Raw genomic sequence first — 24,935 nt, forward strand, 5'->3', positions numbered from 1 at the left:
TAATCCCCGGATGACATCGAAGCGTAAGAAGAAGCCGGCCCAAGCGTCGGCAGCAACCCTGATCCATCGCACCTCCGGCAAGGCCCGGCGTCTCCTGATTTCCCTCTTCACGTCTGCCGTGGTCGGCCTGCAGGTCACCAGCTGCGGCGTGGCGCCCGGCGTGGGGCCCGCCCAGGCCCGGCCACCCTCCTCTACCTTAGGCACTGGGTTTGCCTCATGCCCCCAGCACTTCGCCGGCGGCGTGCCGCCCGTTACGCCAGCAGCGCCCAAGCTGCGCGAGCTGTGCTTCGACGCGTTTGCCATCTTGCATTCGGGCAACACGAAGACCCCGGTGTATGTGGCGCAGCGGCTCAACCGCCAGATCCTGCAAGCTACAAAGGGTCGGGCTACTCCCGCGGCCACATGGCCCCAGCTGGCGACATGGGCACGCCGGAGGCAATGGCCCAGTCGTTCAGCCTGGCCAACATGGTGCCCCAGGACCGCGCGCAGAACAGCGGGCCCTGGGCAAAGATTGAAGAGGACACCAGGCGCTATGTGATGCGGGCACGGGGCGACGTGTACGTGATCACGGGGCCCGTGTTCGAGGCAGGCGCGCAGCGGATCGGCCCAGGCGGCGTGGCCGTGCCGTCGCATATTTTCAAACTCGTGTTCGACCCATCAACGGGCAAGTCTTGGGCGCACTGGCAAGAGAACAATTCAAGCGCCACTGTCGGGCGGCCGATTTCATTGGAGGAGGTGACTCGACGGACAGGCTTGGGTTTCGCACAGCATTCTGATTGATGGCCTGCCACTCACTACTCACCGTTACACGTCGCACCCAATAGACACACAAACGTTCATGTGCCAAGATTCCGACAGGCGGCACACGGAGAGGCAGGAGGTGGCCGCCTAAAATCCAATTAAATCAAGGACTTAGGCATGAAAACAGGTATCCAGGTGGCCGGCGAAAAACAGATACCACTCGACTTGGGCATCGAGGTTCAGAAAGACATCAACGGAATAGAAATGGGTGTTCTTGGAAACGGCATACCCTATCTTACCCAGCGGGGCCTTTCAGGAGTGACCGGGGTCAATCGAAGCGTTATCCAAGCAATAACAAAAGAATGGGAAGAGCAGTTTGAAAATCCAATCATTGGCAAAGATCGGAATTCCTTCCTGAAGCAGCATCTTTTCAAAAACGGCTATAACGAATCCAAACTGCACCTAGAGACAGTTCAAAACGGGGTCATCAATTATGCCTACCCTGACGTGGTATGCATGGCACTTTTAGAATACTATGCATTTGAATCCAAATCAGACAATAAAGATGCGGTAGAAAATTACCGACGATTTGCTGCGTATGGCCTGCGTAAATTCATTTACGATTCGCTTGAATATACTCCTGAAGACAAATGGAAGTATCACCATGACCGTATCTCCTTGCTCAAGGACAGTACGCCAATTGGATATTTCACGATTTTTCAAGAGACCACCGGCCTAATTGTAGACCTTATTTCTGCAGACTTAACGGTTAACAACCATACTGTAGCAGACATCAGCATCGGGCAGCATTGGGGAAAATACTGGAAAGAAAATAGTATGGAAAGCCAATTTGGCGCACGCATTCCATACGAGCACAACTATCCATCATATTATCCGCAGGCAGCCAGCAATCCGCAAGCGGCAAACGCATATCCTGACTCGGCATTGCCTGTATTTCGTCAATGGTTTAGACAGGAATACCTGCCAACGAAATTCCCAAAATACATACTAACCAAAGCTAACATTTTGCCCGGCGACAAAGACGCCGCCCTCCAAATAGGGAATATGTATCAGCCTAAGAAACTGCAAAATTAGCACCGGGATTAATAACTGACACGCGTTCAAGCCCATCCCGCGCGGGCTTTTTTATGCCGCCATTGGCCATAATCATCCAATTCCAATGACACCAACCAACCAGCAAGCCTGAAAGCCGGTTGGTTGAGTTCGACGTGTCGCAGGCGCCAATTTTAGGTAGCCGCCTGCACTATAGCTGTGGTCTTAAATACCAGATATCTGCACCCGTAGTTGATAAGATTGCCGCAAGCCAAAATACGCAGGAGTTCAAATGTTTGCAGAATTATCCGCAGCCCTAGGAGCTGCAAGGGCGATGCTTGATTTCACCAAAGCAGCAAGTGACATGGCGAAGCAGGGCGAATTAGCAGCGCTCGCCCTCGATTTCAACCAGAAGCTCATTGCATTGACGGACACGTGCAATAAATTGCTTGATGAAAATCAATCATTGAAACGAGCTGTCTCTGATCTTGAAAACGACTTGCAGGAGCGCGGTGATTTTGAAAATCAAGCATTGACATTCGAACTCAAGGAGGTCGCATCCGGCGTTTTTGCCCACGTACCAAAGGGAACGACCAATCCAGGCGCGTCTACGCTAAAGTACTGCGCAACCTGTTTTAAGCGTTACAAGCTTTCTCTGCTGCAGCAGTCAGAGGAGCCTTCGCGTCAAATCGGACTTACTTGCAGTGACTGCACAGCGAAGGTAGTGTTTAAGTACTACATTTTGCAGTAGAAGCACAATCAGCCGCCCTGCCCCCGCTTGGTGCGAGATTTTTCACGCCTCCAACTCTCAGCCTACCGTGAGCCATTTGGCGGCCGGCACATCTCGGCCTACGCCACCGCCGGGTAGCGTCCCACTGCCTTAGGGCTGCGGCGGATGCCTTATGGCTACAGGCATTCCCGCCTCGCCCCAAGGAGCAAATCATGACCACCAAGCCCGAAGACCTTCCGTTTGCCACTCAGCCCCCGAACCCTGGTCCAAAGACCCAGCACGAGCAATCGGTGGCGGGAGAGGAAGATCCGGGATCAGCGCTTGATGAGTCGACTCCTGCCCCAGATAGAACCACCCAGACCGGTTCAGCCGAATCGCTCGGCCACGAATGGGCCAACAAGCGCTTGGGCGACGTGCTGGGAGAGAAGCCGAGCGACGGCTGAGGTGCGGCGCTCGGCAGGTCGGCCAGAGTCCTAGCCTTTGTGGCTTGCGCACTTCCCGTCGGCTTTGCGATAGCCAGGCCCACCCCGTGAGCCGCAACCACCGCGGCGTCCACCGCTTCCCCCTCCCCCACTGAAGCTGGCCCTGCGTCCTGTAGAACGACCACCGGAGCGGCCACGCGCCATTGCTTCAGCAGATGTCAGGCCCAGAAGGCTGGCGACCAGTGCTGCACCGAAGAAACGACGCTTCATTGCTTCGTTCCTTCCTTGCCCGTGTACGGGTTGACGTTGCCCTTCTGGCTCCAGTTGTCAGCCTTGCTGCCATTCGGGTTCGTCGCATGGCTGGGCGCGACATAGGTTCCATCCTTGCGGGTGTATCTACTTGTCGAATGGCTTCCACCGTAAGAATGGGTGCTACTGGAACTCGTGTGGCTGCTGGAGTGGCTGCTCGAATGGCCACCGCCCCCCTTGGCAGCAGCAATGGTGCAAAGCGACAACGCCGCGACCAGGATCAGAGTTTTCTTCATGTTGGTATTCCCTCTCACGCCGATGTTGGCGCCAGGGAATGCTGAACCGAAACATTTGGAAGCACAATGGGTTTGCGTCACGGTTCGCCCTATGATTTTCTCGTTCCTATCGGACAGCAACGCGGTCCAAATTAAACGTTGGAAAACCTCTGATTTTGGAGTCGAACACCGTGTCGGCAATTAAGCAGAAATATATTCTCGAAAAAATCCACGTTCACGAGAAACTCTGAATAAAACAGACTAACCCTTGTATTAATAATACACAAATGAAAATTAGCAATAAATCCTGGTTCACCCGCATTAACATTTGGTTGCCCTTTATTATATTAACAGGGATAGCATCCATTTCCGCCTACAAGGCATATAAAATTCATACCACCATGAATACCATAAGGGCTGAAACTTCTAAAACCGACATTCGACTATTAGCACTAAAAACCGACTTGATATTCAATGTGCTTTTAGTGTTAGCCGCATCAGGCGCATCGGTCAGTCATAATAATTTACTGCGTCAAGGCAGAGATAGCCAAGAACTCATTGCGCGCATTAACTGGACTGTTGAGAGATTAGCCGCCTTAGAGTCAAAGAAAATGCCAAGCCAACCACTTGGCGAAATTAGATGGCCATGGGGGAATCACCATACAGAAGCGCTAGGACATCTAGAGGCTGCAGCTAAACGGTTTTGGACAGACCTCTACGATCCGTCCGATCCTTCGACAGCCCCAACGAATGACATGGTCGAACGATGGCTGATCACAGAACGTGGTGTTTCAAAACAAAAGGCAGCCGCCATTGCTTCAATCCTCCGTCTTGACGGCTTGCGCACTGGGCCCAGGTGAGTTCCCCCAGTCCATCAGGTGGTTCCTGCCGATCTAACTGGGGTGGATAGGGCCTATTTATTCATTCTTTCTTTCGCCACAGTCGCTCATCTGCCGGAGCCCACACGATGCAAGGCGGGATTAAACAAAGCGACTTATGGAATCGACCGACCAATCGTATCGCCGCGAGGATGCTGCAAAGCTATTCGAAATAGCCGTTGCCACGTTTTTTCGCTGGGCCAGAGAGCGTCCAGACTTTCCTACGCCAAGAAAGCTGTCCGCTAGATGCACGGTCTTTGATCGAGATGAACTGCTGGACTGGAGAGATGCGGCCTTGCACACCCAGCGAAGCTACATCACTACCGCAGACTGCCCAAAAAAGTAAGGCCGACATATGTCGGCCTTAGGAAAAAAACACGCATCGGCTCAAATAACTCCTGGAAGCGACACAGTAATAAGCATCGGGATCATTAATACAAAGGACAAGAGGCCATTGGAATCACATTTCTGAACCGATTGACCAGCATGCGTCGCTCAGCGGGCTCAAAGTGTTTGGGGACTGCTGCCTGGGCAGCCGACCTCAGGTAACACAGCCGCTGAGCCTTGTTCTGTTGCCGCGTACACAAGACACGATTGCACGATATCAAGACACTGGAAATATGAACCGCACGATCTCACACAGAGCCCTCGCCACATGTCGGCGTAGGCCTATGACATTTCAAGCATTGCGAGCCCCCTCAGAAGGGCGCATCGGGTCCCAAGCTATCAGGTTCGTGGTTCGCTTGGACCGCGAAACTTGCCTGCCAAGCGCCCTCGCCGCTCATAAGTCTCTCAGCCGTGCAGAGCGGTGGATGCTCAATTCCGTTTATGGTTACCTTGACCTCCCGGCCAGTGAGCGCACTCAAGGCTTTGGCCACGCTCTCTTCGATTTGCGCGAGAGAAAAGTTCTTCAAGGATTTATCGGTCATAGGGTGGTCGCGCTGGATATCTGGGAAAACACTGTGCTCCGTAGCGGATGCCCTTCGGCGCTGGCTTGGCGGGCTGTGTGATGGCGAACTCAGCCAGTGTCGGCTACCACGAATCTTTCGTAGTGGGGTCAGGCCTTGTTCCCGCGCGGCTTCTTGGGCAAGCTCTTGGAAGCGTTAGCGCTCTTCCGTGGCCCGTATGGCTCATTGCCCCGCGGCTTCAACTCTGGCTCTTGGCCGCCCGGGAAGGATGCATTCGCTCGAGCGCCGCGCAGAATTATGTTCGCGTAGAAATCGTCGTACACACTTCGGAAGTCAGGCGATCTATCGAGGTTGTTTGGAATGACGACTTTGGTAGGAGTGTTGCGCTTTTTGCGCCCTTCGAGACGCTCCACCACCTTGTCAGCGATCTCATCTGCATTGAACTCAAAGCGCTTCTCTTGCGCGCCTGGCATCACTCGCGCTTCAACAGTGGTAACGACAGTCTCGTCGTAGGTCGCTTGAAGGCGCGCGACGATCTCGCTGTTCATGCTGCGCCCCGCCGCCTCGGCCGAACGCTCAATCTTGGCCTTCAACGCTTCCGGGAGGCGAATTTTCAACTGTGGGTCTTCGCGGCTCATGGGCCGAATGATAGACCACGGTGGTGCAAAACCCCCACGCCCACATCAACCAATTGCAGGATGGACCACGGTGGTTTACATTTCAAATCATGGACCACGGTGGTTCAGAAAGGCTCAGAGTGATCGCGATAAAGCCTGAAACGTGCCAATTCAAGGTGCGAGTGCAGAAGCCGCTTAAAGACTGGCTTCAGCAACAAGCGAGTGCGGCGAAACGCAGCCTCACGGCCGAAATTGAGCTGCGCCTAGAAGCCAGCCGCAAGACCGACCAGCAGCTCCAGCAGAAAGGACAGCAGCAATGAGTCAATTCGTTTTTTATAGCGCGCAATCCTTTGTCAGCAGGGGCTTTCAGACAATCAACCCCGGAGCCCCCCAGTAGGGTTTTCCGAAAGCAACCTTCCTATTGACAATTTCCGAACCGCAACTTCAAGGAAATCAGATGCCCGATATCGTGACCATCGGCGGCGTGGAGTCCACGCTCATCACGTACAAGGACCGCCCGGTTTGCACTACGTTTCAACTCGCGCAGTTCTATGACTGCTCGGAAAAGAACCTGAGCGACAACTACGGCAACAACCGCGAGAGGTTCGAGGAGGACAAGCATTTCGTGCTGCTCGAAGGGGAAATGCTGCGCGCGTTCAAGGTGGGGTTGCCCGACCAAATCGGGGAACCTCTGAAGTTTGCTCCGAAAGTCATTCTCTGGACTGAGTTGGGCGCAGCTCGCCACGCCAAGATGCTTACTACCGACAGGGCCTGGGATATTTTCGAGCAGCTAGAAGACGCGTACTTTCGCGCTGAGACCGGCACCTACACCGCTAGTATCACTCCGCTCAAGGCAACGGCCGAAGCGGCGAAGGCGCTCCCCCATCTGGTACGCGCTGCCCGCCTGTTCGGCTGCGACAAGAACGCTGCGGCGATTTCCGCCAACCAAGCCATCTACTCGATGACCAAAATTAACCTGATGCAGCAACTCGGGCACACGCACCTAGAAGCTGAAAAGCAGGATCACTGGTACTCGCCGACCGAGTTGGGCAAGCAGATGACTCCGCCTGTCTCAGCACGTCAGGTCAATCTGCTTCTGGCTGAAGCTGGCCTGCAGTTCAAGCGCGGTGATGTGTGGGAGGCAACCGAGGCGGGGAAAGACTTCGCGCGGGTCTACGACACCGGCAAGCGCCATGGCAGCGGAGTTCCGGTCACGCAGATGAAGTGGTCGGCCACAGTGATGGCCGTAATGCAGGCCCTTCCCGCAGAGCAGAAAGAGGCCGCATGAAAACGAAGCATGTACGAAGTCGAGAGGGCCCGCCCCGACCACTAGACATATGGTGTAAACCGGGAAGGTGCACCCCTGAAAAAGCGAAGCCGGTAAGCGCTTGGACCCGCAAACCGGCTTCTAGACCAAAAACCCCGTTGAAAAAGGATCGGATCTATGTCTGAGGTTACCACTCGCCCCTACGCAGGCGCAATCCCGCCCGCGGCTGCCGCATCTGAAGGCGCCTCCCACCCTTCCCTTTCTTCTCTATCTGGCAGTCAGCTCTTGACCGTGCTGCAAGCGATCGCCAGCCAGATGGAAACCCTTCACCAGCTGCTCATCCAGGCAAATACGCCCAGTGAGGCTGCGCGCGCCGAGGTGCTCATCGATGCGGCGCAGTCCATCTGTGTGCTCGTGGGCGGCATGGCAGACCACGCCTCCGGCTGCGGCGTGTGTGGCGACTACGACGCGTGGAACTACGGCCAAAACTTTTCTGGTCTGTGACTCGATGAATAGCAGTAGCGCTATTGATTAAATTAAGTATCAGCGCTATTATTCATCCCATCAAAGCACTCCACAGGAGCGAAAAATGCAAGCCTCCAACCGTCACCAGAATTCGCGAGCGGGCGCCTTGCTCCAGCCAGAAGCGCTGCGAATCCGTATGCCGAAAGGTGCTCTGGCATGAACACGCTTTCTAGCTTTCTCAAGACCGCTCACGCCCGAGCATGCAGCCAAGAAGCCCTGATGCTGGAACAGGCCGCGAAGAAAGCCATGGGCGCGCTGCAGTGGCGCTTGGCGGCCGAGCTGTACACACAGGCTGCCGACTGTCTGCCAAAGGACCCGCACACTGGCGGAGACACGATCCAAGCGCAAGCACATCGACGCGCCGCTGCGAACTGCACCGCGATGGGGAAGACGCGCACGCCCAACCAGTTGATCAAGGACGCACCGGACTACGGGCACATGACACGAGCAGCGATCGCTGAACACGACGCCGAATGGAAAGGATATGGACGATGAAACACATCACCTTGTTGTGCCGCCTGGCTGGCATGCGACACCGCACTGGCGCAGGGACTGTCGAGTCCGTCACTTGGGCTGCAGGCCTGCTGTGGCGCACTCGAAGCACTCGCACCTAACTCTCCCAAAAGGCGAAACCCGGGCGCTCTGACCTGCCCGGGCTTCTAGAAACCACCCACCATTTCACAGAAGGAGTTCCTTTATGGATGCTACCGTAGCTGCGCCCGTGCGCGCAAAAAAAGCCCTCGCCCGCCGCAAGGCAACACCAGTCCGTGTCGCGGCACCTGCTGATCAGACACCCCAGTCGAAAAGGCTCACCGCAAGCGAGCAGACGGTGGCCGCTGCTGGTGCCGGGTTGCTCGGACAAGCGGCTGGACTAATTCACGAGGAAGATGGCGACGCCTACGCTTCAACCCTCTTGCAACTTGGGCAGAAGGTGTTGCTCCAGGCTTCTGAGGGCTCTGTTGCGCTGGGCAAGCCACAAGATGTTTTCTTCTTCGCAGCTGGCGCATGCTCAGGCGCTCTCGCTATCGAGCGGCAGACTGCCCCGGGCTCGATCCACCGGCATGAGCTGATCACCTCCGCTTTCGAGTTGCTGAACAACACAGCCCTCGGATACGACCTCCATCTGCATCCATGCGTGGAGGCTGCGGCAGCAATCGAAGCCGGCGCACGCGCAAACGATCCCACGCCGAAACGCCGCCGCGGCCCCTCGGACATGGACATCGCCAAAGCGACCGGTTCTTACGCTGCCTTCGGCCGCAACCTGCCGGGCCATGTGATCTTTGACGACCGTGCAGAACTGGAGCGGTTCGTCTCCACTAGCGCTGCACAAGTTGCCTGCCTCAACGTGATGCTTCAGGCCGCGGTGAGAAATGAGGGGGTAGCGACATACGGCAGCGCTTCCGAATTTCTTCCCGACTTCGCAGAATTCGTCAGCGATCAAGCCTATGAGCATCAGCAAGCAGTAGAAGCGCTGATCAACGCCGGAGAAGCAGAATGACCGCAGCCACCATCACCCGGCCGACTACTCGAAAGGTCGCAAAACCGGCAGTCAGCAAGACCCCGGCCTCCTCGGTTGAGCGCGACTTCATCAAGGGCCGCGACTCGGCCATTGGCTGCTTGGAGGAAGCTCAGCACTTCCATGACGCCCAGTCCGAAGAGCCGAATCGGATGCGCTGGATTCGCAAGGGAAAGCCCCAGGACAACTTCGTGCACGGCTGGATCGCTGACGCCGCGGGGGGAGACTCGGCTCTACAAAACGATGCGCTCCGCGGCTTCTGCGCGGTGCTCTCGGACTACATCTCCAACCCGGCTGGGACGATGTATCCACACGCCTACAGGATCCCCTACGCCGAGTACCTGGGCGGCGAAATTGGTGCCGATGGCACCCAGGCCGTGCCGGCTGAGCTTCAAGACGATCCTAGCGACAGCGACGAGGTAGAGCCAGCGCCGGCTTCCGTAGCAGCCTCGATCAAGGCGCTCACGCACGCGATCGACGCCGCATGGCGCGCCACAGACGTGGAAGAGCGCGCTGACGACGCCAGCCATATCTTGCTCGCCGCGCTCAACGTGGCTGAAACGCTGGATGACGTCGAGACCGACTCGGAGAGCGAGAGCCTCCTCACGATCAGGGCGCTCGTCCACGCAGCGAATCACACGGATGGCGAAGCGCCAACCCGAGAGCGGGTCGCATCCATCCAGACCGCTTTCCTTCATCTGGATTCGCTGATTGGTGAACAGCCGTACCAGGGAGGGGCTGCGCATTTGCCCACTTCACGCTCGGCACCAGTGGCAGCGACTGCAACCGAACCTCCTGCAGTGTTGGCAGCACGCACTGCCGCACGCGCCGTCATCGGCCATATCCAAGCCGCCTGCGAGGTTCTCCGCATGGCCCAGAACGAGAATGGGCCAACAGAGGTGTTCGCGATAGGCGAGCTGATGGACATGCTGCACGAAAAGCACGCTGATGCTGGTGAGGCGAAAGAGTTCGGCGATGCGTGGACAGGGGTTCTGCCGGATCTTCAGGGCACAGCTTGCAACGTCATTGCACTCTGCAAGCGGGTGAACTCAAACGGTCTGGACAGCCAGAGTCTCCATGCAGTCACCTATCTCCTGGAATCCGCTTACCGCATTGCATCGGACGCGCTCGATGCTTTGCCATCGGGAGGTGCGCATGCTTGACCGCGTTGAAATCCACCCTGGCGTCTTCCGCTCATCTGGCTATGGGTCGATGGTCTACCGCGGCACCGCCGAAGCGCTGGTCGCTGCAGGGGTGGTGGAGCAGAGCGAACTGCCCGGACAGCCCGGCAATCCCAAGACCATGTGCACGTTCACGCCGGATGGCAGACGCGCCGGACGCGGAACGGGTAACTACTGCGGTGCCGAGCCGGGCCGCAAGCGCATCTTCAAAGATCGGAACGGTTTCACTGTCGATGTGCAACTGAGCCTCGATCTCATCGCAGCTGCGGAGGCAGCGAAGGCACGGCTGCAAGCATGCTGGCCGTTCCCTCTGGTCGGCGGTATGGCGTTTCTCCAGGGGAATGCATGAAGCAACCCCAGTTGAACCTGATGCGCCCAGTCGACATTACAGCCGACCCTGTCCAGTTAACGAGACGTGAGCAGCAACCTGCAGGAGGAGCAGAACCATGACAGCCGAAGTGACGACCCAGCCGTTCGTGCAGTCGGCTCGGTTTGTGACCATCAAACTGTGCGCCGCCATGACAGGGCTTTCACCGGCGGCCATCGAAAAGCGTATCGAACGAGGCTTGTGGCTGGAAAAGAAGGAATGGCGACGCGGGCGCGACGGTCGCATTTGGATCGACACCAAGGGGATAGAGGCATGGGTTTTAGAGACGGAGTAGAGGTTCGGGAAAGAAGCATCCGACTGTTCTTCGTGCACGATGGCGCGCGGTGCCGCGAGACTCTGACGATGGCTGGCAAACCGCTCGCACCCACGGCTGCCAACGTGAAGCACGCACACCGTATTGCTGCCGAGATCCGGGACAAGATTCGGCTGGGAACCTTCGTGCTGGCCGACTTCTTCCCCGGTAGCCCGAGAGCTGCCAGCGTGGCCCCGGCCGCCGAGCAAAGGAATTTCGGCAAGTGGTGCGAACTGTGGCTGCAGACTAAAGGGCGCTTGGCCAAACGCACCCTCAGCCAGTATGAAAACGCCCTTGCCATCTGGCAGGGCCTGCTGGGGGCAGAGTCACCGATGGAGAAACTCACCCATGCCACGGTGGCCGCCAAGGTCGGCGGCTACCCATGGAAGTCTGCCAAGCTGCTGAACAACTACCTGATACCCCTGCGTGGGGTGTTCATGTTGGCTGGGCGAGAACTGAAGACGGAAAACCCCATGGAAGGCATCGAGAACTCCAAGCACCAGGCGGCCGCACCTGATCCGCTATCGACTGCGGAGATGGAGCGCATCCTCGCCGACTTGAGGGAACGCTACGACCAGCGCGTGCACGCCTATTTCGAATTCGCCTTTCTCACCGGCATGCGGCCGGAAGAGCTGATCGCTTTGCAGTGGGGTGACGTGGACTGGAACCACGGGACCATTCGCGTGGAGCGCGCCCGCACCGCAGGCGAAGAGAAGGAATTGAAGACGTATAACGCGCGGGACGTGGACCTTGTGGCGCGGGCCGTCGCCGCGCTGCAAACAATGAAGCCCTGGACATGCATGGGCGGAGTGGATTCGGCCATTTTCCAGAACCCGGTGACCAACCGCCCGTGGCATGACGAGCGAAGCCAGCGCGACCACTACTGGACCCCTAGCTTGCGCCGTCTGGGCATCCGTCGCCGGCGCGCATACCAAACGCGGCACACCTATGCCGCCAATGCGCTCGCGGCGGGGGTGAACCCCGCGTACATCGCAAGGCAGATGGGGCATAAGAATGCCAAGATGCTATTCAGCGTCTATGCCAAGTGGATCGACGGGGCAGACCGTGGGAGGGAAAAAGCGAAGTTGGAAGCTGCACTCAGAAACGAAAAAGCCGCCTAGGAAAAGGCGGCTTAATCTGAATGGGAACCTGTGAAGTTCCCTGCAAGTTCCCCGAGATTCTGAAAGCTGGTTCCTTTCAGTGGAGAAACTTGGTAGGCGCGATTGGACTCGAACCAACGACCCCCACCATGTCAAGGTGGTGCTCTAACCAGCTGAGCTACGCGCCTGTGTGTATTCGAGAAGCGAGATTGTAGCAGTAAAAAATACGCGTTCCGAACACGTTTGCAGGCTTTCTTTCAACGGCGCCGGGCAGAGCGCACGCCCTGCACCGTGGCTACGATGCCGAGTACTTTGTTCAGCCGTCCGGAATCCGACACCTCCACGGTGAACGTCATCCATGCGGTACCTTTCACGGACTGCGTCTGAACGCCGATCACGTTGGTTTTTTCTCTGGCGAAGACTTCGGAAATATCGCGCAGCAGGCCTTGCCGGTCTGCCGCCTCGACGGACACATCCACGGGGTAAACCGAAGGGCCGGCACCGGCTGCGGCCTTGGACTGCCCCCACTCCACTTCGATGACGCGTTCGGCACTTCGCGCTGCCATCTCGCGAAAATTACTGCAGTCGGCACGGTGCACGCTCACCCCCTTGCCGCGCGTGACGAAGCCCCGGATGCTGTCGGGCGGCGCGGGCTTGCAGCACTTGGCCAGCTGGGTCATCAGCGAATCGATGCCCACCACCAACACCCCGCCCTTGGGGGCCGTTTCGGAGGTGCGCGACTTCTTGAGCAACAGGTAGTCGTCGGGCTGCAGCACGGGCTCCGGCGGGCGCAGCAGCGTTTCGATGGTGCGCAGCGAAAACTCGTCCTTGCCCACCACTTCGAACAAGGCGTCTGCGGTCTTGAAGCCCAGTTGCACGGCCAGGTCGTCGAGCTTGACGGCCGTCTTGCCCTCGCGCTGCAGCAACTTTTCCACGGCCTCGCGGCCCCGCGCCGTGGTTTCGTGCGTGGCCTGCGCATTGAACCAAGCGCGCACCTTGGCGCGAGCCCGGTGGCTGGTGAGGTAGCCCAACTCGGCATTGAGCCAGTCGCGCGACGGGCGGCCTTCCTTGACGGTGGTGATCTCCACGGTCTGCCCATTCTGCAGCGGCGTGTTGAGCGGCACCATGGCCCCATCCACGCGCGCACCGCGGCACCGGTGGCCGACGCTGGTGTGCACCGCATAGGCGAAATCGACGGGGGTGGCGCCCTGCGGCAACTCCACCACGGCGGCGTCCGGCGTGAGCACGTAGATGCGGTCCTCGAACAGCCCTCCGTGCTGCACGGTGCCCGCCATGTCCCGCTCCCAGGCCAGCAACTGGCGCAGCACCGCGATCTTGGCGTCGTATTCGCCGGAGGCCGAAACGCCCGCATAGCCCTTGGTGCCCGCCTCCTTGTAGGCCCAGTGGGCGGCCACGCCGTGCTCGGCGTGGTCGTTCATGGCCTGGGTGCGAATCTGGATTTCGATGGCCTTGCCCGTCTCGTCGCGCACGACCGTGTGCAGCGACTGGTAGCCGTTGGGCTTGGGCTTGGCGATGTAGTCGTCGAACTCAGCGTCGATGGGCTTGAAATGCTCGTGCACCCACGACAGCGCGGCATAGCAATCCTTCACCGAAGGCACCACCACCCGCAGCGCCCGAATGTCGAACACATGCTCGAAGTCGAGCGACTTGCCGCGCATCTTCTTGACGATGCTGTAGATGTGCTTGGGCCGGCCCTGCACGCTGGCGCTGATGCTGCGAGCCCGCAGTTCGGACTCCAGCCGGCCGCGCAGCTGCTCCATGTACACCTCGCGCTCGGCCCGCTTTTCGTCCAGCAGCCGGGCGACCTGTTTATAGGTCTCCGGCTCCAGGAACCGAAAGGACAGGTCTTCCAGTTCCCACTTCATCTGCCAGATGCCGAGCCGGTTGGCCAGCGGGGCGAATACCTGCAGCGCTTCGCGCGCGATGCCGGGTGACACCGCGCGCTTGGAAGCGGCGTAGAACCGCAGGGTCTGCAGACGCGACGCCAGCCGCAGCATCACCACGCGCAGGTCGCGGGAGAAAGCAAGCAGCATCTTGCGCACGTTCTCGGTCTGCGTGGCGGGGTCGTCCACCGGCTGCCCGGCAAGCTGGGCTTCGCGCGCCTGCTGCTGCACACGCATGAGCTTGGTGGTCTCCACAGCCAGGGCGGCAAAGTTCTGCCCGAAGGCTTTGGCGATGACCTCCTCGGGCTTGTTCAAGTGCGAGCAGGCATGCACCAGATAGCTGGCCGCCTGCATGGCTTCCGACCCACCGATGTTCTTGAGGATGGAGGCGACGGCTTCGGCATGCGCAAAGGTGTTCTCACCGGTCTCCAGCGTCTCGCTGGACAGCAGCGGTTCCGCAAAGGCCCGGGCCCGCGCCAGCGCGCCCGCCTGCTCAGGCAGCGACAGCGCCGTGGCAGCGATGAGCTGCGGCACGGCATCGGACCGGGGCGACGCGCTCCCCGCGCCCCCCTGGCCCAGCGTGGCGGGAGGTGCGGTGGACAGGCTCTTCACAGCCCACCTCTTTCGCTGGGATCGAAGAGGAACGCTTCGACCACATCCACCTGTTCGCCCGCCACCAGCGTCGGGGCGTGCCCCACACCGCCCCACTCCACCACCTGGGCTCGGGGCCCGCGTTGCGACATGGCTTGCGCCGTCGAGGGCGAGAGCAGATCCGACTGCGCGCCACGCAGCAGCAGCGTGCGCGCGCTGATTTGGTCATACAGCTGCCACAGCTGCGCCTCGCCTGCGAGGGCTGCCTCTTGCGTCATCGCGCGAAACGGCAGGGCGATGGCCGGGTCGTAATGCAGTACGAACCCGCCCTCGGGTGCGGGCCGGAGCATGGCGCTCGACAACGCCAGCCACTGCGCCGGCGTATGGGGGCCGAAGCTGGAGGAAATCGCCCACAAGGCGTCTGCCGCCTGCTGCTCCGTTGCGAAATGGGCGGGCCGCCCGAGGTACTGGCCGATGCGCTGGAGCGCGCTCCATTCGATCACCGGCCCCACATCGTTGAGGACCAGCCTGCGCACCGGCACGGGAAGCGGCAGCCCCGGCTGGCCGCACAGCGCCATGCCGATCAGCCCGCCCATGCTGGTGCCCACCCAGTCCAGGTGCTGGATGGATGCCTGGCCCTGCACCTGCGAGAGCAGGGCCAGCATGTCGGCGGCATACACCGGCACCTGATAGGCCATGGGGTCGGCGAACCAGTCGCTGCGGCCGCGGCCGGCCACGTCGGGACAGATCACACGGGCATGACGGGACAGGCGACGGGCCAGCACATCGAAATCGCGCCCCTGGCGCGACAGGCCATGCACGCAAACCGCCACATGGGGATGGTCCGGCTGGCCCGTCGCGTTCCATTCCCAATAGGCCATGCGATGGCTGGCGGCTGCACTGTCCACCGCGGCCTCCTTGGCAGCGATTCCAGGGCAATTCACGTAATTCAGCGTAGGCTCGGTCATGGGAACGAATTCGTCACGGGGGCGCTCGATAATGGTTGCGTTCATCCTAATTCATTCGGAGAGACTCACATGCTTCAAGGCAAAACCGCCCTCGTCACCGGCTCCACGAGCGGCATCGGACTGGGCATCGCCAAGGCGCTCGCGCGCCAGGGCGCCAACGTCGTGCTCAATGGTTTCGGCGATGTGGACGGCCCCCGAGCCGAAGTGCTGGCGGCCGGCGAAAGCCGCGGCGCTCAGGTGGCCTACCACGGCGCCGACATGAGCCGCGCAGCGGACATCGAAGACATGATGAAGTACAGCGCCAGCCAGTTCGGGCGCGTGGACATCCTGGTCAACAACGCGGGCATCCAGCACGTGGCGAACGTGGAGGACTTTCCCGTCGAGAAGTGGGACGCCATCCTGGCGATCAACCTGACCAGCGCCTTCCACACCTCGCGCCTGGTCCTGCCTCCGATGAAGGCGGCCAACTGGGGACGCATCATCAACATCGCCTCGGTGCACGGGCTGGTGGCTTCGGCCCAGAAGGCAGCCTATGTGGCGGCCAAGCATGGCCTCGTGGGCCTGACGAAAGTGACTGCGCTGGAAACCGCCACCACGGGCGTGACCTGCAATGCGATATGCCCCGGCTGGGTGCTCACGCCGCTGGTGCAAAAACAGGTCGATGCCAAGGCCGCCGAACAGGGCCTGTCGAACGAAGACGCCAAGAAGCAGTTGCTGAGCGAAAAGGAACCCTCGCTGCAGTTCACCACGCCCGAAGAGCTGGGCGAACTGGCGGTGTTCTTCTGCTCGTCGGCGGCCAGCAATGTCCGCGGCGCCGCCTGGAACATGGATGGCGGCTGGGCCGCACAGTAATAGCGAAAATCCCATTCGCCGCCCGATTGCCGGGGGGCCCCTGCCCTGGCAGCCTGGGCAGGAGACGATCCGGCGCGGGCGTCAGCCCGCCAACCCCTCAGCGCAGTTGCACGGCGCCGGAGACGTTCACCACCACCTGCGCCTTGCCGGCTTCCACTGGTACGGGCGCATCGGCGGACATCGACGACATCTTGGCTTCCATGGCCATCATGCGCGGCCGGGGGCCCGGAATCATCTCGTTGCTATTCACCGCCACCTCGCGCAGCGTGTAGCCGCTGAAGCCGAAGCCCCGCGCCAGTTCATTGGCGCGAGACTTGAACTGCTCGATGGCCTTGGTCTGCGCCTCGCCTTCCACCTTCTCGCGGGCCTCGCGCGACAGATCGAAGGCGATCTGGCTGATCGGCATGGACTGGATCTTGCCGGCGGTGGTAGTGATGCGCGAGAAATCACGGCCTTGCAGGATCAGCTCGGCGCGGCCTTGCCAGCCGTTGATCTTGCCTTCCTTGCCGTAGCGCGGGTACATGCCGAACGCGCCGGTCCGCACGTCCATCTGGTCCGGCTGGGCCGCGCGCTTGGCTTCTGCCAACGCGGAGTCCAGCGCTTGCTTGAGCTGGGTCTGCACCGTTGCCGCGTCCGCACCCTCTTTGTTGGTGGCCAGCGTGAGCACCAGCAAGTCCTGCTGCACCTCCACGGTGCCGGTGGCGGACAACTGCAGCACATTCTGCGGCGGCGGCTGCATGGTGTTTTGAGAAAAAGAGGCACCAGCGCAAGCCAACAATGCACCAGCAGCTATTATTTTTGTAGCAATTTTCATTTTTTGAATCCTTCCGAGGGAATGGTTGGCGGATGTATCGAACACCCTGGAGCGCCACAGTAACCGGTCTGCATCAATCGGCGGTAAAGGCCCGATAGCGTCTTTGCGTGGCTGGGCAAAACTTGTAACAGTTAGTCAGGTATCTGGCAAAAACCCGAACTTCGCGGTTCAAGGTGGTCAGAATCGGCTCTGTTACAAATAGGACTTGGGAAACAAATGGCCTCAACAACCAACCGTACCGACAAGATTCTCGTGGTGGATGACGACGCCCGCATTCGCGATTTGCTGCGGCGCTATCTCACGCAAGAAGGCTTCGAAGTCATGGTTGCGGAAGACGGCAAGGCCCTCAACCGCATTCTGCTGCGCGAAACCGTGGACCTCATCGTGCTCGACCTGATGATGCCCGGCGAAGACGGCCTATCGATCTGCCGCCGCCTTCGCGCGGCCAACGATCGCACTCCCATCATCATGCTGACCGCCAAAGGCGAGGACGTGGACCGCATCGTGGGCCTGGAAGTGGGCGCCGACGACTACCTGGGCAAGCCGTTCAACCCCCGCGAACTGCTGGCCCGCATCCATGCGGTGCTGCGCCGCAGGCCGCCACAGGAGGCGCCCGGTGCCCCGTCGGGCGACAACGAGGTCGTCACCTTCGGTCCTTTCACGTTCGATCTCGGTACGCGCGCATTGCAGCGCAATGGTGAAGAGCTTCCGCTCACCACCGGCGAGTTCGCCATGCTGAAAGCGCTGGTCCGCCACCCGCGGCAGCCCCTGTCTCGGGAAAAGCTGGCCCTGCTGGCGCGTGGCCGTGAATTCGAGCCGTTCGACCGCAGCCTGGACGTGCAGGTGTCCCGCTTGCGCAAGCTGGTCGAGGTGGACGCTGCGGCGCCCCGCTACATCCAGACCGTTTGGGGCGTAGGCTACGTGTTCGTGCCGGACGGCACGAGCTGATGGACCCATTTGCCGAGGGCCGCGTTCAAGCCGTGGCGCCCACTGGCCTTCGGCAATTTCCTGATGATTTTCACGACATGAGCGCCAACCACGAAGCCGCGTCATCCGACGCCACCAGCCCGGCCCCCCTGGAGGCCCCCGTGTACCTGCGGGCGCAGCGTGCGCGGGTGGGGCTGAATCTTTTCTGGCGCACTTTTTTCCTGCTGGCGCTGCTGCTGGTGGGCAGCATCCTGGCGTGGCTGCAGACGCTGCGCGCGCTGGAGTTCGAGCCGCGCACCCTGCAAACAGCGCAGCAGATCGCATCGCTGGTGAACCTGAGCCGCGCCGCGCTGGTGCATGCCGATGCGATCGCACGCGTCTCGCTGATCAAGACCATGGCCGACCAGGAAGGCGTTCGCATCCTGCCGCGCGAGCCGTCCGACCGCTTCGACCTGCTGGACGCCTCGGCGCTCGGCATGCGGCTGACCGAAGAACTCACCACCCGGCTCGGGCCGGGCACCATCGTGGCGAGCAACGTCAATGGCGAAAGCGGCCTGTGGGTGGGCTTCACCATCAACGGCGACCCCAACTGGCTGCTGATGGACCGATCCCGCCTGAGTGCGGCTGGCGGCAAGACGTGGATGATCTGGCTCATCACCGCCGCAGCCCTGTCGCTGGCGGGCGCTGCCGCCATCGCGCGCCTGATCAACCGGCCGCTCAAGCAGCTGTCGTATGCCGCCAACCGCGTGCGCGATGGCGACTTCGCCGCCAGCCAGCTCGACGAAGAAGCCGTGACCAGTGAAATCCGCGAGGTGAACATCGGCTTCAACCGCATGGCGCAAAAGCTCGCCAAGCTGGAGCAGGACCGCGCCGTGATGCTGGCCGGCATCTCGCACGATTTGCGCACGCCGCTGGCCCGCTTGCGGCTGGAAACCGAGATGAGCGTGTCGGACAACGTGGCCCGCGAGCACATGGTGGCCGACATCGTGCAGCTCGACGCCACCATCGACAAGTTCCTCGACTACGCCCGGCCCGACAACGTGACCCTGAACCCGGTCAACCTGCATGGCGTGGTGTCGTCGTGCGTGTACGCCGTGCAGGACCACCGTGAACTTCAGATCTCGATGAACGTGCCCGAAGACCTGAACGTGCTGGCCGACGAGGTGGAGCTGGCGCGCGTGATCTCCAACCTGCTGGAGAACGCCCGCCGCTACGGCAAGACGCACGACAGCGGTACGGCCACCGTGGACATCGCGGCCAAGGGGCGCGAGAAATGGGTGCTCATCAAGGTGCGCGACCACGGCCCGGGCGTGCCGCCGGAGCAGCTGGCCAACCTCACCAAGCCTTTTTTCCGCGGCAACTCGGCCCGCACGGCGGCCGCCGGCGCGGGGCTGGGCCTGTCCATCGTGGACAAGACGGTGCAACGCATGGGCGGCATCTTCGCCCTGGCCAATTCGGGATCGGGCGGGCTCGTGGCCCACATCCAGTTGCAGCGGGCGGCCGATCTGCCCGGCGGCAAGGACCCCAAGCAGCGCCTGCAGCGCCCTCAGATCAAGCGCAACCTGCCTCCGCGGCGTCCTAAGCCGGCGAAGGTCTGAACAGCAGCGTCGCAGCCCGGGCCTCCATAGCGAGGCCCTGCCCGACCGGGCCCAGCCGCTCGGCGGTCTTGGCCTTCACGTTGACCTGATCTTCTTGGAGTGACAGCGCCTGCGCGATGCGGGCCCGCATCGCGGGGATGTGGGCGGCCAGGCGTGGTGCCTGCGCGATCACCGTGCTGTCGATGTTGCCGATCTCGTACCCCTGGGCGCGCACGCGCCGCGCAGCCTCCACCAGCAGCGCCACGGAATCGGCCCCCTTGAACGTGGGGTCGGTGTCCGGGAAGTGGCTGCCGATGTCCCCCAGGGCGGCCGCGCCCAGCAGCGCATCGGTGATGGCGTGCAGCAGCACGTCGGCATCGGAATGGCCGAGCAGGCCCATGGTGTGCGGCACGTCCACGCCGCCGATGACGAGGCGGCGCCCCGGCACCAGCGCGTGCACGTCCCAGCCTTCGCCGATTCGGATGTTCATCGTTTGGGTTCCTGCAGGCGCTCCGCGCGCCTAAAAAATCGTCTTGCCCGGCACGGCCGAGGCTTCGCCCCGGACGCCGCCGAAGCGGTCCAGGGTGGCGGCATGCATGCGCTGCGCCAGCACCGCCTCGGCCAGCGCGAAGTCGGCCGGGTAGGTCACCTTGAAGTTCTGCGCACCGCCTGGCACCAGGCGCGGGTGCAGGCCCATGGCCTCCATGGCGCTCGCTTCGTCGGTGGCAGCAGGCCCCAGGTGCTCCAGCGCCTGCCGCAGCGGCCCGAGGCGGAACATCTGGGGCGTCTGGGCGAGCCATTTGTCGGTGCGGTCCACCGTGGAGGACACGCGCACGCCGCCCGGGCCGTCGATCGCGGTCTTGAGCGTATCGGCCAGCTTGTGGGCCAGCAGCCCGCCCACGGCGTCGTCGGCGCAGGCGTCGATCAACGCGTCGATCTGCGCCGTGGTGACGAGGCAGCGCGCCGCGTCGTGCACCAGCACCCAGTCCTCGGGCAGCGCGCCGCGCTCTTCCAGCACCCGCAGGCCGCCCAGCACCGTCGCCGCGCGGGTGGCGCCCCCGCAGGGCGCCACGAAGAAGGTGGGCTGCGGCTGGCCGTCGAAAAAACCGTCGCCCGGGGCCACGGCCACCAGCGTGCCGAGCAGCCGCCCCACGCCGGCGAACGCGGCCAGGGTGTGCAGCACCATGGGATGCCCGGCCACCGGCTGGTACTGCTTGGGCAGCACCGGCCCCTGGCCTGGCGCGCCCCGGTCCATCCCCGAAGGCGCTACCGCGCGGGCGCCCACGCCGGCACAGGGCACCAGGGCCCAGAAGCGCCCCTGGCCGGAGAGCGGTGGCGGCGAAAGGTGCGGGAGCAGATCGGTCATGGGGCGGCCATTGTAGGAGCGGCGGGCGTCCCCATCTGGCAACGTGCGCCGAGAGCCCGGCCGCCTAGAATTGCCACTCGCCCACACCGCCCGACCGCCGCGCACACCGCGCCCCCGGGGCCGGTGGCCCGGGCACGACGCACCGCCACCGCATGGACCTCCCCAAACTCATCCCCGGAAAACGTTTCACTCTGCCACGCCCGGTCGGCAGCGCCGATGCCCTGCTGCTGGCGCGCCTGGGCGAGCGAGAAAAAGCCGCGCGGCGCACCACCGCCATCGTGACGGCCGACGCGACCGATGCGCGGCGCCTCATCGAAGAGATGGCGTTCTTCGCCCCCGAACTGCGCTGCGCGCTGTTTCCCGACTGGGAGACGCTGCCCTACGACACGTTCTCCCCGCACCAGGACCTGATCAGCGAGCGCCTGGCCACGCTGTGGCGCATCAGCCAGGGCGAAGCGGACGTGGTGCTGGTGCCAGCCACCACGGCGCTGTACCGGGTGGCGCCGCCCTCGTTCCTGGCGGGCTATACCTTCCACTTCAAGGTCAAGCAGAAGCTGGACGAGGCGAAGTTCAAGGCGCAGCTCACGCTGGCGGGCTACTCCCATGTGTCGCAGGTGGTGAGCCCGGGCGAATACGCGGTGCGCGGCGGGCTGATCGACCTCTTTCCCATGGGCTCGCTCGTGCCCTACCGCGTGGACCTGTTCGACGACGAGATCGACAGCATCCGCACCTTCGATCCGGACAGCCAGCGCAGCCTGTACCCCGTGCCGGAAGTGCGCCTGCTGCCGGGCCGCGAATTCCCGATGGACGACGAAGCGCGGGCCAAATTCCGCGGCCGCTGGCGCGAGATGCTGGAGGGCGACCCGACCAAGAGCCGCATCTACAAGGACATGGGCAACGGCGTGGCCACCGCGGGCATCGAGTACTACCTGCCGCTCTTCTTCGACGAGACGGCGACCGTGTTCGACTACCTCGGCGCCGAGGCCACCGTGGTGCTGCACGGCGACCTGGAGCCGGCCTTCCAGCGGTTCTGGCAGGACACGAAGGACCGCTATCGCCTGATCCAGGGCGACCCGGACCGCCCGGCCCTGCCGCCCGAGACGCTGTTCCTCACCACCGAGCAGTTCTATACCCGGGCCAACGCGCACGCGCAGCTCGCCTTGCGCCCGGGGGTGGAGGACATCGCCGACAACGCCCATTTCCAGAAGCTGGGCGACCTGTCGGTGGCGCGCGGCGCCGAAGACCCGCTGGCGCGCCTGCACGCCCACATCCGCAACACCCCGCACCGCGTGCTGCTGCTGGCGGAAAGCGCCGGGCGGCGCGAGAGCCTGCTCGATTTCCTGCGCGCTTCCCAATTGAGCCCGCCGGCCTTCGATTCGCTGGCCGAGTTCCAGGCCCATGCCGAGGAAAAGGTGGGCATTGCCACCGCCGCCGTCACCACGGGCTTCAGCTGGCTCGGCGACGGCATCGACTTCGTGACCGAGACCGAGCTGTTCGCCGCCGGCGCCACCACGCGCCGGCGCAAGAAGCAGGAGCAGGTGAGCGATGTCGAGGCCCTGATCAAGGACCTGTCCGAGCTCAACGTGGGCGACCCGGTGGTGCACAGCGCGCATGGCATCGGCCGCTACCACGGGCTCATCAACATGGACGTGGGCCAGAAGAACCCCGACGGCACGCCCGCGCTGCAGGAATTTTTGCACCTCGAATACGCCGACAAGGCGGTGCTGTACGTGCCCGTCAGCCAGCTGCAGCTCATCAGCCGCTACACGGGCGTGAGCGCCGACGAGGCGCCGCTGCACAAGCTGGGCAGCGGCCAGTGGGAGAAGGCCAAGCGCAAGGCGGCCGAGCAGGTGCGCGACTCCGCGGCCGAACTGCTCAACATCTACGCCCGCCGCGCGGCGCGCGAAGGCCACGCCTTCCGCTACTCGCCGCAGGACTACGAGCAGTTCGCCAACGACTTCGGCTTCGAGGAAACGGCCGACCAGAACGCCGCCATCCACGCCGTCATCCAGGACATGATCTCGCCCCGCCCCATGGACCGCCTGGTCTGCGGCGACGTGGGCTTCGGCAAAACCGAGGTGGCCCTGCGCGCGGCCTTCGTGGCCGTCACGGGCGGCAAGCAGGTGGCGTTCCTCGCACCCACCACGCTGCTGGCCGAGCAGCACTACCAGACGCTGATGGACCGCTTCGGCAAATGGCCGGTGAAGGTGGCCGAGGTGTCGCGCTTTCGTTCGGGCAAGGAGATCACGGCCGCCATCAAGGGCATCGGCGACGGCACGGTGGACATCGTGGTGGGCACGCACAAGCTGCTCTCCGAATCCACAAAATTCCACAACCTGGGGCTGCTCATCATCGACGAGGAGCACCGCTTCGGCGTGCGCCACAAGGAGCAGATGAAGGCGCTGCGCGCCGAGGTGGACGTGCTCACCCTGACCGCCACGCCCATTCCGCGCACGCTGGGCATGGCACTGGAAGGCCTGCGCGACCTGTCCGTGATCGCCACGGCGCCCCAGCGCCGCCTGGCCATCAAGACCTTCGTGCGCAACGAGGGCACGGGCGTGATCCGCGAGGCCGTGCTGCGCGAATTGAAGCGCGGCGGGCAGTGCTACTTCCTGCACAACGAGGTGGAGACCATCGAGAACCGGCGCCAGAAGCTGGAAGAGATATTGCCCGAGGCCCGCATCGCCGTGGCGCACGGCCAGATGCCCGAGCGCGAGCTGGAAAAGGTCATGCGCGATTTCGTGGCGCAGCGCTACAACATCCTGCTGTGCTCGACCATCATCGAGACCGGCATCGACGTGCCCACGGCCAACACCATCATCATGAGCCGAGCCGACAAGTTCGGCCTGGCGCAGCTGCACCAGCTGCGCGGCCGCGTGGGCCGCAGCCACCACCAGGCCTATGCCTACCTCATGGTGCCGGACATCGAGGGCCTGACCAAGCATGCCGCGCAGCGGCTCGACGCCATCCAGCAGATGGAAGAGCTGGGCAGCGGCTTCTACCTGGCCATGCACGACCTGGAGATCCGCGGCGCGGGCGAAGTGCTCGGCGAAAACCAGAGCGGCAACATGCTGGAGGTGGGATTCCAGCTCTACAACGAGATGCTGTCGGAGGCGGTGCGCTCGCTCAAGGCCGGCAAGGAGCCCGACCTGCTGGCGCCGCTGTCCGTCACCACCGACATCAACCTGCACGCGCCCGCGCTGCTGCCCAGCGACTACTGCGGCGACGTGCACCTGCGCCTGTCGTTCTACAAGAAGCTCGCCACCGCCAGGACCACCGACCAGATCGACAGCCTGCTGGAGGAGATCGTGGACCGCTTCGGCAAGCTGCCGCCGCAGGCGCAGACCCTGATCGACGTGCACCGCCTGCGTGCCTTAAGCCAGCCCTATGGCGTGGTCAAGGTGGATGCGGCGCCCGGCGTGATCCACATCACCTTCAAGCCGAAGCCGCCGATCGATCCGATGAACATCATCCACCTGATCCAGAAGAACAAGCACATCAAGCTGGCGGGCAACGAGAAGCTGCGCATCGAACGCGAGCTACCCGAGCCCAAGGACCGGGTACAGATGGTGCGCGACGTGCTGCGCAGCCTGGGGCAGCCGCTGGCGCAGGGCGCTCCCGCCTGACGGAGGGCTTGGGGCGATGGCCGTGGCGACCGAGGCAGGCCCCTTGTCCAGACCCTTTTTAATTGGAGCGAAATCAGCCCTGAGCGCAATTGGTACCAGGGCATGGCGCTATAAAAATAATAGCGTCCGGATCACAGATCGATGGAACGGCTGCCTTCGCACCGCGGA

Annotated in this window: 25 protein-coding genes, 1 tRNA gene and 1 pseudogene; 18 read left to right on the top strand and 9 right to left on the bottom strand. The window is 62.2% G+C overall.

The genetic code is table 11. The annotated features are described in order from the left end of the window. The first annotated feature begins 10 nt into the window (after window positions 1-10). The 4 genes and pseudogenes from M5C98_RS14945 (at window position 11) to M5C98_RS14960 (ending at window position 2,967) form a co-directional block, all read left to right on the top strand. A pseudogene (locus M5C98_RS14945) lies at window positions 11-780 on the top strand (DNA/RNA non-specific endonuclease). A 138-nt stretch (window positions 781-918) separates the two neighbouring features. Further along, entirely contained in the window at window positions 919-1,836 is a 918-nt protein-coding gene (locus tag M5C98_RS14950) for a hypothetical protein (protein WP_272548234.1), read from the top strand. Window positions 1,837-2,086: 250 nt separating this feature from the next. Then, the gene (locus M5C98_RS14955) at window positions 2,087-2,545 is read left to right on the top strand and encodes a hypothetical protein (protein WP_272548235.1); all 459 of its coding nucleotides are present in this window, start codon (window positions 2,087-2,089) and stop codon (window positions 2,543-2,545) included. 191 nt (window positions 2,546-2,736) lie between these two features. Continuing rightward, window positions 2,737-2,967, top strand: a complete 231-nt coding sequence (locus tag M5C98_RS14960; RefSeq protein ID WP_272548236.1) for a hypothetical protein — start codon at window positions 2,737-2,739, stop codon at window positions 2,965-2,967. A gap of 245 nt (window positions 2,968-3,212) precedes the next feature. Here the strand turns inward: M5C98_RS14960 and M5C98_RS14965 are convergent, their stop codons facing one another. After that, window positions 3,213-3,491, bottom strand: coding sequence for a hypothetical protein (locus M5C98_RS14965; RefSeq protein ID WP_272548237.1), 279 nt, complete (start codon window positions 3,489-3,491; stop codon window positions 3,213-3,215). Between the two features lie 266 nt (window positions 3,492-3,757). Between M5C98_RS14965 and M5C98_RS14970 the strand changes: the two genes are divergently transcribed. After that, window positions 3,758-4,330, top strand: coding sequence for a hypothetical protein (locus M5C98_RS14970; RefSeq protein WP_272548238.1), 573 nt, complete (start codon window positions 3,758-3,760; stop codon window positions 4,328-4,330). Between the two features lie 716 nt (window positions 4,331-5,046). Here the strand turns inward: M5C98_RS14970 and M5C98_RS14975 are convergent. Next, window positions 5,047-5,277, bottom strand: coding sequence for a hypothetical protein (locus M5C98_RS14975; RefSeq protein ID WP_272548239.1), 231 nt, complete (start codon window positions 5,275-5,277; stop codon window positions 5,047-5,049). A gap of 128 nt (window positions 5,278-5,405) precedes the next feature. Beyond that, a complete protein-coding gene (locus tag M5C98_RS14980; RefSeq protein ID WP_272548240.1) occupies window positions 5,406-5,894 on the bottom strand; it encodes an Arc family DNA-binding protein in 489 nt (162 codons plus the stop codon). A gap of 23 nt (window positions 5,895-5,917) precedes the next feature. Between M5C98_RS14980 and M5C98_RS14985 the strand changes: the two genes are divergently transcribed. The 9 genes from M5C98_RS14985 (at window position 5,918) to M5C98_RS15025 (ending at window position 12,163) form a co-directional block, all read left to right on the top strand. Then, the gene (locus tag M5C98_RS14985; protein ID WP_272548241.1) at window positions 5,918-6,193 is read left to right on the top strand and encodes a hypothetical protein; all 276 of its coding nucleotides are present in this window, start codon (window positions 5,918-5,920) and stop codon (window positions 6,191-6,193) included. A gap of 137 nt (window positions 6,194-6,330) precedes the next feature. Further along, entirely contained in the window at window positions 6,331-7,161 is an 831-nt protein-coding gene (locus M5C98_RS14990) for an ORF6N domain-containing protein (RefSeq protein ID WP_272548242.1), read from the top strand. A gap of 264 nt (window positions 7,162-7,425) precedes the next feature. Beyond that, window positions 7,426-7,644: a hypothetical protein gene (locus tag M5C98_RS14995; RefSeq protein ID WP_272548243.1), complete on the top strand. Its 219-nt coding sequence runs from the start codon at window positions 7,426-7,428 to the stop codon at window positions 7,642-7,644. A 177-nt stretch (window positions 7,645-7,821) separates the two neighbouring features. Beyond that, window positions 7,822-8,160, top strand: coding sequence for a hypothetical protein (locus M5C98_RS15000; RefSeq protein ID WP_272548244.1), 339 nt, complete (start codon window positions 7,822-7,824; stop codon window positions 8,158-8,160). Between the two features lie 202 nt (window positions 8,161-8,362). Next, on the top strand, window positions 8,363-9,163 hold the full coding sequence (locus tag M5C98_RS15005) for a hypothetical protein (protein WP_272548245.1): 801 nt from the start codon (window positions 8,363-8,365) through the stop codon (window positions 9,161-9,163). Beyond that, window positions 9,160-10,344 (top strand): hypothetical protein, encoded by a 1,185-nt coding sequence (locus M5C98_RS15010; RefSeq protein ID WP_272548246.1) that lies wholly within the window; start codon window positions 9,160-9,162, stop codon window positions 10,342-10,344. Before M5C98_RS15005 ends, M5C98_RS15010 begins: the two co-directional genes overlap by 4 nt. After that, window positions 10,337-10,711, top strand: coding sequence for a hypothetical protein (locus M5C98_RS15015; protein WP_272548247.1), 375 nt, complete (start codon window positions 10,337-10,339; stop codon window positions 10,709-10,711). Before M5C98_RS15010 ends, M5C98_RS15015 begins: the two co-directional genes overlap by 8 nt. 97 nt (window positions 10,712-10,808) lie before the next feature. Continuing rightward, complete coding sequence (locus M5C98_RS15020) at window positions 10,809-11,024, top strand: excisionase (protein WP_272548248.1); 216 nt, start codon at window positions 10,809-10,811, stop codon at window positions 11,022-11,024. Next, window positions 11,003-12,163, top strand: a complete 1,161-nt coding sequence (locus tag M5C98_RS15025) for a tyrosine-type recombinase/integrase (RefSeq protein WP_272548249.1) — start codon at window positions 11,003-11,005, stop codon at window positions 12,161-12,163. Before M5C98_RS15020 ends, M5C98_RS15025 begins: the two co-directional genes overlap by 22 nt. Window positions 12,164-12,253: 90 nt before the next feature. On the opposite strand, the gene M5C98_RS15030 is transcribed toward M5C98_RS15025, so the two are convergent. The 3 genes from M5C98_RS15030 to M5C98_RS15040 form a co-directional block, all read right to left on the bottom strand. Then, a tRNA-Val gene (locus M5C98_RS15030) sits at window positions 12,254-12,330 on the bottom strand. A 69-nt stretch (window positions 12,331-12,399) separates the two neighbouring features. Then, window positions 12,400-14,649 (bottom strand): RelA/SpoT family protein, encoded by a 2,250-nt coding sequence (locus M5C98_RS15035; protein ID WP_442867287.1) that lies wholly within the window; start codon window positions 14,647-14,649, stop codon window positions 12,400-12,402. A 5-nt stretch (window positions 14,650-14,654) separates the two neighbouring features. Beyond that, window positions 14,655-15,605: an alpha/beta fold hydrolase gene (locus M5C98_RS15040; protein ID WP_272553296.1), complete on the bottom strand. Its 951-nt coding sequence runs from the start codon at window positions 15,603-15,605 to the stop codon at window positions 14,655-14,657. A 69-nt stretch (window positions 15,606-15,674) separates the two neighbouring features. Here M5C98_RS15040 and M5C98_RS15045 point away from each other — a divergent pair, with 69 nt between their 5' ends. After that, window positions 15,675-16,457, top strand: a complete 783-nt coding sequence (locus tag M5C98_RS15045) for a 3-hydroxybutyrate dehydrogenase (protein WP_272548250.1) — start codon at window positions 15,675-15,677, stop codon at window positions 16,455-16,457. Window positions 16,458-16,554: 97 nt separating this feature from the next. Here the strand turns inward: M5C98_RS15045 and M5C98_RS15050 are convergent, their stop codons facing one another. Continuing rightward, complete coding sequence (locus tag M5C98_RS15050) at window positions 16,555-17,271, bottom strand: SIMPL domain-containing protein (protein WP_272548251.1); 717 nt, start codon at window positions 17,269-17,271, stop codon at window positions 16,555-16,557. A gap of 216 nt (window positions 17,272-17,487) precedes the next feature. On the opposite strand from M5C98_RS15050, the gene ompR reads away from it, so the two are divergent. Next, window positions 17,488-18,219, top strand: a complete 732-nt coding sequence (gene ompR / locus M5C98_RS15055; protein ID WP_092745405.1) for an osmolarity response regulator transcription factor OmpR — start codon at window positions 17,488-17,490, stop codon at window positions 18,217-18,219. Window positions 18,220-18,296: 77 nt separating this feature from the next. Continuing rightward, complete coding sequence (locus tag M5C98_RS15060; protein ID WP_272548252.1) at window positions 18,297-19,796, top strand: sensor histidine kinase; 1,500 nt, start codon at window positions 18,297-18,299, stop codon at window positions 19,794-19,796. Here M5C98_RS15060 and ispF read toward each other — a convergent pair. Both ispF and M5C98_RS15070 read right to left on the bottom strand, forming a co-directional pair. Continuing rightward, the gene (gene ispF, locus M5C98_RS15065) at window positions 19,777-20,265 is read right to left on the bottom strand and encodes a 2-C-methyl-D-erythritol 2,4-cyclodiphosphate synthase (protein ID WP_272548253.1); all 489 of its coding nucleotides are present in this window, start codon (window positions 20,263-20,265) and stop codon (window positions 19,777-19,779) included. The two genes, M5C98_RS15060 and ispF, sit on opposite strands and share 20 nt — an antisense overlap. 30 nt (window positions 20,266-20,295) lie before the next feature. Further along, the gene (locus tag M5C98_RS15070; protein ID WP_272548254.1) at window positions 20,296-21,141 is read right to left on the bottom strand and encodes an IspD/TarI family cytidylyltransferase; all 846 of its coding nucleotides are present in this window, start codon (window positions 21,139-21,141) and stop codon (window positions 20,296-20,298) included. A 152-nt stretch (window positions 21,142-21,293) separates the two neighbouring features. On the opposite strand from M5C98_RS15070, the gene mfd reads away from it, so the two are divergent. Further along, window positions 21,294-24,767 (top strand): transcription-repair coupling factor, encoded by a 3,474-nt coding sequence (gene mfd, locus M5C98_RS15075; RefSeq protein WP_272548255.1) that lies wholly within the window; start codon window positions 21,294-21,296, stop codon window positions 24,765-24,767. Window positions 24,768-24,935 lie beyond the last annotated feature (168 nt).

Origin of the sequence: Acidovorax sp. NCPPB 3576, assembly GCF_028473605.1 — a bacterium.
GTDB lineage: Bacteria > Pseudomonadota > Gammaproteobacteria > Burkholderiales > Burkholderiaceae_C > Paracidovorax.